This is a genomic window from Actinomadura chokoriensis, from assembly GCF_039529475.1.
In the GTDB taxonomy this organism is placed as follows: domain Bacteria; phylum Actinomycetota; class Actinomycetes; order Streptosporangiales; family Streptosporangiaceae; genus Spirillospora; species Spirillospora bangladeshensis.
The window spans coordinates 185,639-197,663 of sequence record NZ_BAAAMW010000006.1 but is presented as its reverse complement, the minus strand read 5'-3'; the positions used below and the strand labels follow the sequence as shown (position 1 = coordinate 197,663).

At 74.7% G+C, this 12,025-nt stretch carries 10 protein-coding genes and 1 pseudogene; 5 read left to right on the top strand and 6 right to left on the bottom strand.

The window, feature by feature from the left end; all coding sequences use genetic code 11:
• Window positions 1–157 precede the first annotated feature (157 nt).
• The gene (locus tag ABFX46_RS16050; protein ID WP_346042941.1) at window positions 158–1,798 is read left to right on the top strand and encodes a CocE/NonD family hydrolase; all 1,641 of its coding nucleotides are present in this window, start codon (window positions 158–160) and stop codon (window positions 1,796–1,798) included.
• Between the two features lie 231 nt (window positions 1,799–2,029).
• Here ABFX46_RS16050 and ABFX46_RS16045 read toward each other — a convergent pair whose 3' ends face one another.
• Window positions 2,030–2,476 carry a peroxiredoxin gene (locus tag ABFX46_RS16045; protein WP_346042939.1) on the bottom strand — a complete coding sequence of 149 codons (447 nt, stop codon included), beginning with the start codon at window positions 2,474–2,476 and terminating at the stop codon, window positions 2,030–2,032.
• A gap of 255 nt (window positions 2,477–2,731) precedes the next feature.
• Between ABFX46_RS16045 and ABFX46_RS16040 the strand changes: the two genes are divergently transcribed.
• The 4 genes and pseudogenes from ABFX46_RS16040 (at window position 2,732) to ABFX46_RS16030 (ending at window position 8,163) form a co-directional block, all read left to right on the top strand.
• Complete coding sequence (locus ABFX46_RS16040) at window positions 2,732–3,958, top strand: glycosyltransferase (protein WP_346042938.1); 1,227 nt, start codon at window positions 2,732–2,734, stop codon at window positions 3,956–3,958.
• A 106-nt stretch (window positions 3,959–4,064) separates the two neighbouring features.
• Window positions 4,065–4,529 (top strand): annotated as a pseudogene (locus tag ABFX46_RS43525) (ATP-binding protein); the annotation flags it as partial.
• A 1,729-nt stretch (window positions 4,530–6,258) separates the two neighbouring features.
• Entirely contained in the window at window positions 6,259–7,011 is a 753-nt protein-coding gene (locus ABFX46_RS43520; protein WP_428831270.1) for a helix-turn-helix transcriptional regulator, read from the top strand.
• 324 nt (window positions 7,012–7,335) lie between these two features.
• Complete coding sequence (locus tag ABFX46_RS16030; RefSeq protein WP_346042936.1) at window positions 7,336–8,163, top strand: nitroreductase/quinone reductase family protein; 828 nt, start codon at window positions 7,336–7,338, stop codon at window positions 8,161–8,163.
• On the opposite strand, the gene ABFX46_RS16025 is transcribed toward ABFX46_RS16030, so the two are convergent.
• The 5 genes from ABFX46_RS16025 to ABFX46_RS16005 all read right to left on the bottom strand — a co-directional run bounded on the left by ABFX46_RS16025 (window position 8,160) and on the right by ABFX46_RS16005 (window position 12,018).
• Entirely contained in the window at window positions 8,160–9,224 is a 1,065-nt protein-coding gene (locus ABFX46_RS16025; protein ID WP_346042935.1) for an NAD(P)H-dependent amine dehydrogenase family protein, read from the bottom strand. The genes ABFX46_RS16030 and ABFX46_RS16025 overlap by 4 nt on opposite strands.
• Window positions 9,221–10,006, bottom strand: a complete 786-nt coding sequence (locus tag ABFX46_RS16020; protein WP_346042934.1) for an SDR family oxidoreductase — start codon at window positions 10,004–10,006, stop codon at window positions 9,221–9,223. Before ABFX46_RS16020 ends, ABFX46_RS16025 begins: the two co-directional genes overlap by 4 nt.
• A 122-nt stretch (window positions 10,007–10,128) precedes the next feature.
• Window positions 10,129–10,329, bottom strand: coding sequence for a hypothetical protein (locus ABFX46_RS16015; protein WP_346042933.1), 201 nt, complete (start codon window positions 10,327–10,329; stop codon window positions 10,129–10,131).
• 107 nt (window positions 10,330–10,436) lie between these two features.
• Window positions 10,437–11,390: an ornithine cyclodeaminase family protein gene (locus ABFX46_RS16010; protein WP_346042931.1), complete on the bottom strand. Its 954-nt coding sequence runs from the start codon at window positions 11,388–11,390 to the stop codon at window positions 10,437–10,439.
• A 28-nt stretch (window positions 11,391–11,418) separates the two neighbouring features.
• Entirely contained in the window at window positions 11,419–12,018 is a 600-nt protein-coding gene (locus ABFX46_RS16005; RefSeq protein WP_346042929.1) for a histidine phosphatase family protein, read from the bottom strand.
• Window positions 12,019–12,025 lie beyond the last annotated feature (7 nt).

Sequence of the window (12,025 nt, the reverse complement as noted above, 5' to 3'; positions counted from 1 at the left end):
ACGCGTGAAACTCTCCAGACACGGACCACTGCGGTCCGTAAGATCCCATTTGCCGTATTGCGCGTTCCCGATCGTAGTGAAGACCCGGAGTGCCGCGGGGCGGATCACGGGACATGTGGCCGCGAGGTCGGCCGATCTGGCGGATACGATCGATCGGGTGGTAGGCGTGGGAATGATGCGCCGGCTGGGGGTCACGGCGCTGGGACTGCGGAACGGCCCCCACCGGGTGGCGGTCGAGCGAGATCTCGCCGTCCCCGCCGCCGACGGCATCACGCTGCTGGCCGACCGGTACGCGCCGGTGGACGTCGACCGGGCGCCCGTCGTGCTCGTCCGCTCCCCCTACGGGCGGCGCGGCCCGTTCGGGCTCATGTGCGGGCAGGCGTTCGCGTCGCACGGGTTCCAGGCCGTGGTGCAGAGCGTCCGCGGCGGGTTCGGGTCCGGCGGGGTCTTCGAGGCCCTCGACGAGCGCGAGGACGGCCTGGCCACGATCGAGTGGCTGACGTCACAGCCCTGGTTCGGCGGGACGTTCGCCATGCACGGCCCGAGCTACCTCGGCTACGTGCAGTGGGCGGTCGCCGCGGAGGCCGGGCCGGAGCTGAAGGCCCTGTCGATGCAGGTCACCGCGTCCACGTTCCGGGACGCCGTCAACGTCGGCGGCACGTTCGCGCTCGAGTCCGCGCTGATCTGGGTCGACCTGACCGCCCGGATGAAGAACTCGCTGTCCGGCATCACGACCGGCATCATGTCGCCGCGCCGCGCCCGCCGGGCCACGCTGTCCGGGCGGCCGATCGCCGAACTCGACAAGCTCGCGACCGGCGCGCAGCAGCGCTTCTTCCAGGAGCTCCTCGTCAACGGCCCCGACACGCCGTTCTGGGACAAGCGCGACTTCAGCCCCACCGTGTCCGAGGTCACCGCGCCGGTGAACATGACGGGCGGCTGGTACGACATCTTCCTGCCCTGGCAGATGAAGGACTACGCGGCCCTGCGCGCCGCCGGCCGCCGCCCCTACCTGACGATCGGCCCCTGGTTCCACGCCGACCAGCGGATGATGCGCGGCTCGGTCGCCGACTCGATCGCCTGGTTCCGCGCCCACCTGCTGGACGACCCGTCCGGGCTGCGGGAGAACCCCGTCCGGCTCTACATCACCGGCGCGGACGAGTGGCGCGAGTTCCCCGACTGGCCCGTCCCCGGCATGCGCGAGGAGCGCTGGCACCTGCACCCGGCGGGCGCCCTCTCCCCCGACGCGCCGCCCGAGTCGGACCCCGACGCCTACCGCTACGACCCGAACCACCCGACGCCGTTCCTCGGCGGGCCGACGCTGCTCGGCGAGACCCGGCCGTCCACCGACCAGAAGCGCCTGGAGCGCCGCCGGGACGTCCTCACCTACACCTCCGCCGTCCTCGACGAGGACGTGGAGATCATCGGGCCGGTCACCGCCGACCTGCGCATCCGCTCGAACCGCGAGCACACCGACTTCGTCGTCCGGCTCTGCGACGTCACCCCGGACGGCGAGTCCCTCAACCTCTGCGAGGGCATGCGCCGCCTGGTCCCCGGCACCGCGGAACCCGACGCCGACGGCGTCCGCCCGGTCGCGGTCGAACTGTGGCCCGCCGGCCACCGCTTCCGCCGCGGCCACCGCATCCGCGTCCAGGTCGCGAGCGGCGCCTACCCCCGCGTGGCCCGCAACCCCGGCACCGGCGCCCCCATGGGCACCGCCACCGAAATGCTCACCGCCGACCAGGAGATCTTCCACGACCCCGCCCACCCCTCCACCATCACCCTCCCAGTAGTGCACTGACCCCAGCCGCCGCACGGCGCACGCAGCCCGGACAGAGGCCCTCCCCGGCCACGTCACCCTGAAGGACGCGGGCCACACGGCACACGCAGACCGAACGGAGGCGCATTCACGGCCACGTCACTCCCGGAGGGGGTGGAGTACACGGCGGACGCAGGCGCATCACGGCCACGTCACCCCGGAGGGGGTGGGGTACGCGGCGGACGTAGCGAGCGCAGCGAGCGGAGGCCGTCGTTATTTCTTGAGGGCTTCCAGGGCCTTGTCGGCGTGGGTGTTCATGCGGACTTCGCTCTTGATGACCGCGAGGACGCGGCGGTCGGTGCCGATGACGAAGGTCTGGCGTTTGGTGGGGAGGAGGGCCAGGCCGCGTTTCACGCCGAACCGGGCGCGGACCTCGCCGGACGGGTCGGACAGGAGGGGGTAGCCGAAGGCGTGCTTGTCGGCGAACTCCTTCTGCTTCTCGACCGGGTCGGCGCTGATGCCGACCGGGTGGGCGCCCACCTCGGCGAGCTCGGCGACCAGGTCGCGGAAGTGGCAGGCCTCGGCGGTGCAGCCGGGGGTCAGCGCCGCCGGGTAGAAGAACAGGACCACCGGGCCCTTCTCCAGGAGGGCGGTGAGGGTGCGGGCCTCGCCCGTCTCGTCGGGCAGTTCGAAGTCGTCCACGATGTCACCGACGTTCATGGGTCGAACCTAACGGAGCGTCGGCGCGGGCCGCGAGGGCCCTTCGGATCCGTGATCGTTCGGACCCGGTATCAGTGCAGGTCGGCGGTGGTTTGGTGGGACCGAGCCGGGCCCGGTGGTGTTTCGCCAGGTTTGACGGAGAGCCCGGAGGGATATGAAACTGGCCGAGCAGGTGTCTACGACGCAGATACCTCCGTGCTTCCCCTGTGTTGTCCCGGAGGATCCGTCATGCATCGCTCGCTTAACATCGCTCTCGTGTCCGCCTCCGACCTCGACGGCGAACACCTGCAGTCAATCCACGTCCGGGATCTCGCTCGTTCGCTCACCCGTCCCCTTGCCACCGACGGGGAGCCGAACCAGGTCACGGTCTACGCGCGGCGGCAGGACAGGTCCGCCCGCGGACGCGTCCGGCTCGCGCCGGGCGCCGCGCTCGTGCACCTTGACGCCGGGCCCGCCCGCCCGCTGTCGGATGAGGAGCTGCTGCAGCACATCCGCGACTTCGCGGACGAGCTGCGCCGCCGCTGGTCGGGCGCCGGGCGTCCCGACATCGTGCACGCGCACGGCTGGATCGGCGGGCTCGCCGCCTGCGCCGTGGCGCGTGAGCTGGGCATTCCGTTCGCGCAGAGCTACCACGGCGTGGCCGCGGCCGAGCGCCGCGCCGGGCGCCGGGTGCACCCGCACCGCGACCGCCTCGAGAAGGCCATCGGACGGGACGCCGACGTGGTGCTCGCCGGGCACGCGGAGGAGGCCGGCCAGGTCGTGCGGATGGGCGTCCCGCGCCCGTCGGTCGCGGTCGTCCCCTACGGCGTGGACGGCGACCACTTCGCGCAGGTCGGCCCGGCGATGCCGCACGGCGACCGGCGCCGCCTCGTGATGGTCTGCGACGACCTGGAGACCGGGGACGTCGCGACCGCGCTGCGCGCCCTCGTGCACGTCCCGGACGCCGAGCTCGCCGTCGCCGGCGGCCCCGAGCGCGAGGACCTGGAGAGCGACCAGGGCGTGCACCGGCTGCGCATGCTCGCCAAGGAGCTGCACGTCGCCGACCGGGTGATCTTCCTCGGCCGGCTGCCGCACAAGAACCTGCCGAAGCTGCTGCGGACGGCGGACCTGGTGCTCTGCCTGGCCCCGGACGAGCCGTGCCCCTCGGTGCCGCTGGCCGCGATGGCCTGCGGCGTCCCCGTCGTCGCGACCCCGGCCGGCGGGAACGCCGACGAGGTCCTCGACCACATCACCGGGCTGCACGTCCCGGCGGGGCGGCCGGTGGTGATCGGCCGCGCGGTCCGGCAGCTGCTGTCGGAGGACACCACCCTGCACGGCTACTCGATCGCCGCCGCCGACCGCGCCCGCTCCCGCTACTCGCTGGAGCGGATCGCCGCCGAGACGCTCCGCGCCTACCTGAAGGTGCTGCCCGTCCCCGAGCCCGAGCCGGCCCCGGCGGACGCGGAGCAGGAGGCCGACAGGACCCCCGCCCTGGTCGGCTGACCCGCCGCCGTCCCGGAGGACGAGGCGCGGTCCCCGTTCTGCGAGCCCCGGTCACCCCCGCGGACCGGGGCTCGTCCATGTCCGCCCTGGTGGGATACTCGACGGAATGAGCAGGGTGCTGATCGGCCGGGCGGCCGAGCTCGCGGAGCTGACCGCCGCGCTGGAGCGGGCGGCCGCCGGCAGCGCGGGCGTCGTGCTGGTCAGCGGCGACGCGGGCGTCGGGAAGTCGCACCTGGTGTCCGCGCTGACGCGGGCCGCGCGCGGCAAGGGCTGCGCGGTGCTCGTCGGGCAGTGCGCGGAGCTCGGCGAGAGCATGCCGTACCTTCCGCTCGCGGACGCGCTGTGGACGGCCGCGCAGGCCGCCGGCCCCGAGGCGGACGAGGTCCGCGCCGCGCTCGGCGGCCGCCCCGTGCTGCGGGGCCTGCTGCCGGACGGCGACGGCGGCCCCGACGCGGCGTCGGAGCTGGGCCAGCAGCGGCTGTTCGGGGCGGTGCTGGGGCTGCTCGGCGAGCTCGGGCGGGACCGGCCCGTCCTGCTGGTCCTGGAGGACCTGCACTGGGCCGACCGGTCGACCCGGCACCTGCTGACGTTCCTCTGCCGCGTCCTGCAGCGCGAGCGGGTCTGCCTCGTCGGCACGTACCGGTCGGACGACCTGCACCGGCGGCATCCGCTGCGGCCGGTGGTGGCGGAGCTGCTGCGGCTGCCGAACGTGACGGGCGTCGAGGTGCCGCCGTTCGGCCCCGGCGAGACCGCCGAGTACCTGGCGGAGCTGTCGCGCGGCGCCGAGCCCGTGACGGCGGAGGTCGTGGACCGGGTGCACCGGCGCTCGGAGGGCAACCCCTTCTACGCCGGCGAGCTGTACTCGGCCGACCCGCAGGTGCGGGACGGCGCGGCGGAGCTGCCGTCCGGGCTCGCCGACCTGCTGCTGTCGCGGGTGGAGCGGCTGTCGGACGGCGGGCAGCGGGTGGTGCGGGTCGCGGCGGTGGCGGGGCGCCGCGTCGACGACGAGCTGGTGCGCCGCGTGTCCGGGCTGGACGAGGCGGCGGTCGGCGAGGCGCTGCGCGAGGTGGTGTCGCACCAGCTGCTCGTCCCGCACGGGACCGGGTACACCTTCCGGCACGCGCTGCTGCGCGAGGCCGTCTACGGCGACCTGCTGCCGGGCGAGCGGACCCGGCTGCACGCCGACTTCGCCCGCCGCCTCGCCGACCTGCCGGCCGGGACGCGGGGGTCGGCGGCGGAGCTGGCCCACCACAGCCTCGCCGCGCACGACCTGCCGGGCGCGTTCGCGGCGTCGGTCCGGGCGGGCCGGGAGGCCGACCGGCTCGGCGCGCCCGCCGAGGCGTTCGAGCACTACGAGCGGGCGCTGGAGCTGTGGGACGCCGTCCCCGGAGCGGAGGAGGCCGCCGGCACGGGCCGGGCCCGGCTGGCGCTGACCGCGGCGCAGGCGTCCGCGCGGGCCGGCGAGGTGCGGCGGGCCGCGCACCGGCTGCGGCGGCTCATCGACGTCGCCGACCCGGCGGACGTGTCCTTCGGCTCGGTGATCCGCGAGCACCTCGCGGCGTACATGCTCGACCTCGACGAGCTGGAGGAGGGCCGGGTCATGGCGCGGGAGGCGGTGACGATGCTGCCCGCCGCCCCGCCGACCGCCGACCTCGCCTGGGCCCTCGCCACCTACGCCCGGACGCTGCTCTACCTGGACCCGGACGGCGAGATGCCCGCGATGGCGGAGCGGGCCGTCGCGGAGGCCCGCGCCGCGGGGGCGCCGGGCGCCGAGGCGGCGGCGCTGGTGACGCTCGGCGTCTACCGGGAGTCGCGCGAGGCCGACAGCGGCGTCGCCGAGCTGTTCGCGCGGGCCCGCGACCTGGCCGACGCCGCCGGCGACAGCTCGCAGGCGGCGCTGCGGGCCCGGTTCCAGTACGCCCGGACGAAGTTCGACCGCGGCGACCTCGCGGGCGCCGCCGCGGCGACCGACGAGGGCGTCCGGTTCGCGCTGGACAACGGCGTCGAGTGGAGCATGTTCGGGACCGCCATCCGGACGCTGCGCTACCTCGTCCGCTACACGACCGGGGACTGGGCGGAGGCCGACCGGCTCGCGGCCGGCTTCCCGCTGCAGGTCGTCCGGCCCGCCGAGGCGCAGGTCTCGGCGTACGCGCTGTTCGTCGAGGTCGCCCGGGGGCTGCCGGTCGTGGCGGAGCGGCTGCGCTGGCTCGCGCCGCTGTGGCACGAGGAACCAGCTCGCCAACTACATCGCGCGGGGGCTCGCCGCCGAGCACGCCCTGTGGCGGGACGAGCCGGAGGCCGTGCTCGAACACGTGGACAGCATCGCGAAGACGCTCTACGGCGACGGCGCGACCTTCATCCGCATCGCCGCGACCGGGCTCTGGGCCCACGCCGAGCTGGCGGCACGGGCCCGCGCCGCCGGCGACGCCGACGCCGTCCGGCGGGCGACCGAGGCCGGCGACGAGCTGCTGCGGCGGGCCCGGCGGGCGGTCGACTTCACCTACGAGGGCGAGCCCCGGCGCTGGCTCGGGCACGAGGGGCGGGCGTGGCTGGCCCGCGCCGAGGCCGAGCGCCGCCGCGTGGACGGCGTCCACGACCCCGGCCTGTGGCGCGAGTCCGCCGAGCTGTTCACCTACGGCGACCCGGGCGGCGGCTTCGTCTACGAGGTGGCGCGCTCCCGCTGGCGGCTGGCGGAGGCGCTGGTGGACAACGGCGACCGGGAGGCCGCCGCCGAGGAGTGGCGCCGGGCCGTCGAGACCGCCGAGCGGCTGGACGCGCGGCCGCTGCTCGCCGCGCTCCGCGGCCTCGGCGCCCGCGCCCGCCTGGACCCCGGGCGCCGCGCGTCCGCGCCGTCCGGGCCCTTCGGCTCCCTCACCGCCCGCGAACGCGAGGTCCTGAAGCTCGTCGCCGAGGGGCGCAACAACCGCGAGATCGCCGCGGCCCTGTTCATCTCCCCGAAGACGGCGAGCGTCCACGTCTCCAACATCCTCGCCAAACTGAACGTGACGAGCCGCACCCAGGCCGCCGCCCTCGCCCACCGCGAAGGGCTGTGATCCACCGGCTGCCGGGTGCGCGGCTTCGGCCGGATTGCGGGTGATCTTGCACTGCATTGGCGGTGCGGGTAATCTGCGATCCGTGACTGCCGGGTCGGCCATGGGCCATGAGCGAGTGAGGTTCCCGGCCTCCGAGTGAGGCCGGGGCGGGCACGCGGCCCGCCTTTTCCACTCGCGTTCCCTCTCTTCTCTCCACGCGCATCGCGTGACGTCATCGGGCATGCCCGCGTTTTTCGGCATGCCCTTCACCGCCATTACGCAAGCCACGGCCGCGCGCCATTCCCGTGGCTTATTCGCCATGCCCGAAAACAGCTCAGGAGACATATGGATTTCAACACGCAGGTCATCGAGGAGTTCCGCGCGAACGGCGGGCGGGTCGGCGGCCCGTTCGAGGGCGGGCGGCTGCTCCTGCTGACCACGACCGGGGCCCGGACGGGCGCCCGGCGCACGACGCCGCTCGGCTACCTGCCGGACGGCGACGGCCGCGTCCTCGTCATCGCCTCGGCCGGGGGCGCGCCGAAGGACCCGGCGTGGTTCCGCAACCTGGTCGCGAACCCGCGCGTCACGGTCGAGAGCGGCGACTTCACCTACGAGGCGGACGCCGTCGTCCTGGCGGGCGGCGAGCGCGACGCCGCGTTCGCGCGGGCCGCCGAGGCCGACCCGGGGTGGGCCGAGTACGAGGCCAGGTCCGGGCGGACGCTGCCCGTCGTCGCGCTCGTCCAGGTCCTGGCCGGGCCGCCCGGCGGGCCGGAGTCGCCGAGCGCGATGCTCGTCGCGGTGCACGAGGCGTTCCGGCGGGAGCTGCGGCTGATCCGCGGGGAGGCCGAGGCGTCCGGGGCCGGGGTCGGCGCGCAGTTGCGGATCAACTGCCTGACCCTGTGCCAGGGGCTCGGCAACCACCACATGGGCGAGGACCTGCAGATGTTCCCGCTCGTGGAGCGCCGGCATCCGGAGCTGGCACCGGTACTGGCGCGGCTGAGGGACGAGCACGAGACCGTGAAGCATCTCTTGGACGAGCTGCGCCGCGTCCTCGGCACCGGTGATCCGGCGTCCCTGCTGACCGAGGTCGACCGGCTCACGGCCGCCCTGGAGGCGCACCTCGACCGGGAGGAGGAGCAGCTCGTCCCGGTGCTCGACGCGCTCGGCCTCTAGAGCAGGCCGCGGCCCGGGACCAGCGGCAGGTCCAGTGCGGTGAGCAGGCCGGGCGGCGCCTGGACGACGGCGGGAACGGCGTTGACCAGGCGCATCGCGGTGGCCTTCAGCCCGGCCGTGTTGTGGTCGCCGTCCGTGCCGAGGAGCCGCAGGTCGACGGTGTAGTTCGGCTCGCCGCGGACCTCGACGCGGTAGCACCCGTCGCCGGCGGGCTGCGGCCAGTCGGGGCCGAGGTCGTCGCGGAGCCTGGTCACGTGCTCCAGGACGATGACGGCCTCGCCGCCTCGCATGCCGCGCAGCTCGAAGCGCAGCGCGGCGGCGGTGCCCTTCTCGATCGTCCCGGCGGAGACGCCGAACGTGTCGGGGGCGGGCAGCCGGGTGTGCCGCTCGTCGATCCCGTCCAGCTCGACGCCGAGGCCGGCGGCGAGCTGCCGGACGACGCTCCCCCACGCCATGGTGAGGACGCCGGGCTGCAGCAGCATCGGCGTCTCGTCCATGGGGCGGCCGAAGCCCATGATGTCGAACAGGACGGTGCCCTGGTCGTAGGTCGCGTAGTTGAGGATCTCCATGCAGCGGACCTGGTCGATGCGCTCGCTGATGCCGGTGACAGCGAGCGGCAGCACGTCGTTGGCGAAGCCGGGGTCGATCCCGTTGACGAAGATCGACGCGCCGCCCCGGGCGGCGGCCTCCCGCACGGGCTCCGACATCTCGGGCGGGACGACGCCGTCCGGGAACTGCAGGAACACCGGGCTGCTGGAGACGACGTTCACGCCGGCGCGCAGGATGCGGCACAGGTCGTCGATCGCCTCCATCAGCCGGACGTCCGCCATCGAGGTGTAGACGACGCAGTCGGGGCGGAGCGCGAGCAGCGCGTCCGCGTCGCCGGTGGCGGTGACGCCGAGGTCGCGGCCGAGGCCCGCGAGGTCGCCCGCGTCCCGGCCGGCCTTGGCGGGGGTGGACGTCCAGACACCGGCGAGTTCCAGGTCGGGGCGGGCGTCGATGCCGGCGATGGCGTGGCGGCCGACGTTGCCGGTGCTCCAGGTGACGACGCGGTAGGTCACAGGTCCTCCAGGTGGAGGTCGAGGTTGGGGGTCTCGATGCCGCCGTCCACGCGCAGCAGGCTGCCGGTGACGTAGGCGGAGGCGGGCGAGGCGAGGTAGAGGACGGCGGCGGCGACGTCCTCCGGGGTGCCGACGCGGCGCAGCGGCGTGCTCTCCTCCATCTCGGTGCGCAGCTCGTCGCTGCTCATGACGATGTCGAGCGCGGACGTCGCGATGGAGCCGACGGCGATGGCGTTGACGCGGATCCGCGGCGCCAGGTCGAACGCGGCGAGCCGGGTGTAGTGGGCGAGCGCGGCCTTGGCGCTGCCGTAGGCGAGGTAGCCCCGGCCGGCGATGCGCCCGACGGCGGAGGAGATGTTGACGACGCTGCCGCCGGCCTCCAGCAGGTGCGGGACGGCGGCCCGGGTCAGCGCGTGCGCGGTGGCGACGTTGAACCGGAACGCCTTCTCCAGGTGCCGGGGCTTGGTGTCCATGAAGGGCGCCGGCATCGCGCCGCCCATGTTGTTCACCACGATGTCGAGGCGGCCGAGGCCCTCGACGGCGCGTCCGGCCAGCTCGGCGGCGGTGTCGGGATCGCTGAGGTCGGCGGGGACGACCAGCGCCCGCCGCCCGGCGGCCTCGATCTCGGCGGCGACCGCGCGGAGCTGCTCCTCCGTCCGGGCGGAGATCACCACGTCGGCGCCGGCCTGCGCGAGCGCGACCGCGGCGGCCGCGCCGAGGCCGCGTCCGGCGCCGGTCACGACCGCCGCCTTGCCATCGATTCGGAACCGATCCCCGATCACCGGCGTCACCTCCGGGCCGTCGCGTCACCGACCGCACAGCCTACGCAGAAAGTAGAACGTGTTTCAATACATGCCGCGCACGGCGGTCCGGCGACCGGCGCGCGCGGGCGGCCGGTACATCTTCACGGGCCATTCGTCATTTCCGCTACATTCTTTGGAAGCTCGACAGAATCGACGGTTTTCCCGTCGCGCTGGACTGGTTCCCGCTCGGAGAGCACCGTTTCCTCGTCCAGGAGTTCATCGAAGGTCGCGCATTCGCGGGCGGCGATCGCGTCGGTAATCTCCGGGTCCGGTCGGGACGAAAGGAGGTTGCATTCGGACACCTTGACGGGAGCGATCTTACGGAGAGGAGTCAACGCTAATCGGGGCGTCATTTTATGGCGTGGTGGTCAGGGAGCGGTATTCCGCGACGTTCGCCGCGCGCACCTGATCACGCGAGGAAATCGAACTCCGTGCCCGCGCCCGCCTGCCGGGCCGCCCGGTAGGCGGTCCAGCTCAGCATGAGGTCCTGCCACGGCAGCCCGACCGGCGCGTACACGGTGACCTCGCCGCGCCGCACCCGGCCGGGCACCTGGCCGCACAGCAGGTCGCGGAGCGTCCCGGCGGCGTGCTTCACGTCGAGGCCCGCGCCGGCGAGCACGCCCATCTCGACCGCGAGCGGGACGTCGTCGACGACGACGCGGGCGCCTTCCAGGAGGTCGGCGCCCAGTTCGGCCTTGCCGGGCTCGTCCGCGCCGAGCGAGGTGAGGTGCGTGCCGGGCGCCACGTCGGCGGCGTGCAGGAGCGGGCGGCGCGCCCATGTCGCCATCACGACGATCCCGGCGTCCCGGACGGCGGCGCGCGGGTCGGCGGCGACGGTGGCCGGGACGCCGAGCCGGGCGCCGTGCCGCTCGGCGAAGGCGGCGGCGCGCCCGGCGTCCAGGTCGCAGACGGTGAGGCCGCGCACCTCCCGCAGCTCCGCCAGGCCCCGCATGACCAGTTCCGCCTGCGCGCCGGCGCCGATCACCGCGACGGCGCCCGCGTCGGGGCGGGCGAGCGCATGGGTGCCGAGCGCGGCGGCGAGGCCGGTGCGCCAGGCGGTCACGGTGGCCGAGTCCAGCTGCGCCAGCAGCTCGCCGGTGCCGAGGTCGTGCAGGCAGACGACGCCGCGCAGCGCCGGGCGACTGCCCGGGAACTTGGCGTTGACCTTCACCGTGTAGGCCGGCACATCCGCGACGACGCCGGGCAGCAGCGCGGTCGCCGTGCCCTGGCCGGGGAGGGCGGCGATCACCCGGCGCGCGGCCGTCCCGTCCGCGGCGGCGGTGAATCCGCGGCGCAGCGCGTCGAGGCAGGTGGCGGGGTCGAGCAGCGCCTCAAGGTCGGAACGGTTCAAAAGGAGCGTCACGGGACCATTCTCCCGCAGCGCGGGGCCGTCAGCCGGTGGGCACGTTGTAGGCCATGAGCGCGGCAGTGCGCCCGGTGACCCGCAGCTCGGTGACGGCGCAGTTGCGGACCTGCGGGAACACCGCGCGGTAGGACGACGGCGCGATCCCGAGCAGCCCGCACAGGGTCAGCCGCAGCAGCGTGTTATGGGCGACCACGAGGACCCGCTCGCCGCGGTGGCGGGCCGCGATGCGGAGCAGCACCGCCGTGCCGCGCTCGACCGCCTTGCGCGGGTCCTCCGCCCCCGGGAAGGCGCCGCGCACCGGGTCGGCGAGGAACGCCGCCGCCTCGGCCGGGTCCAGCTCGGCGAGGGTGCGGCCCTCGGCGGAGCCGAAGTCCACCTCGGCGAGGTCGCCGTCGATCGTGAGCGGGCACCCGAGGGCGGACGCCGCCGGGGCCGCCGTCGCCCGCGCCCGGCTCAGCGGCGAGGACCACACCGTGTCGACCCCGGCCCCGGCCGCCCACCGGCCGAGCCGCTCGGCCTGCTCCCGCCCCGTCGCCGTGAGCGCGACGTCGCTGACGCCCGCGTACCGGTTCTCCGCGTGCCATTCGGTCTCGCCGTGCCGGACGAGGTACAGGGTCGTGCTCACCGTGTCG